This is a genomic window from Halorubrum sp. SS7 (assembly GCF_005435055.1).
GTDB lineage: Archaea > Halobacteriota > Halobacteria > Halobacteriales > Haloferacaceae > Halorubrum > Halorubrum salinarum.
On record NZ_SGXV01000509.1, the window covers coordinates 1 to 293 of the forward strand.

At 64.8% G+C, this 293-nt stretch carries 1 protein-coding gene and 1 pseudogene; one reads left to right on the forward strand and one right to left on the reverse strand.

Going from position 1 to position 293, the window contains the following annotated elements; all coding sequences use genetic code 11:
* Positions 1-91: hypothetical protein (locus EXE44_RS18970; RefSeq protein WP_137718111.1), on the forward strand; the 91-nt coding region annotated here is incomplete at its 5' end.
* Positions 92-195: 104 nt separating this feature from the next.
* Here EXE44_RS18970 and EXE44_RS21985 read toward each other — a convergent pair.
* Positions 196-293: pseudogene (locus EXE44_RS21985) on the reverse strand (metal-dependent transcriptional regulator); the annotation flags it as partial.

Sequence of the window (293 nt, forward strand, 5' to 3'; positions counted from 1 at the left end):
GTTCATCTCCACGGACTTCGAGAAGGGCGAACAGCTGCTCGACGCGTTCGGCGGCATCGCCGGCATCCTGCGGTACTCGACCGGCGTGTGAACTACCCCTGCCTACTCGCCGCCTGCGTTGCTCCTTAAGGAAGGGGGCTTACCGCCTACATTCAGCTAAAACGGCTCTCTGAAGGCCTCCCGCGGCGCTTTTCCTTACTGCTGCTCCGGTTCGACCGGCGTCGGCGCGACCTCCAGACACGCGCAGGCGTCGGTCTCCGGGTCGAAGCAGTCCGGACACTCCGGCTGTCGGT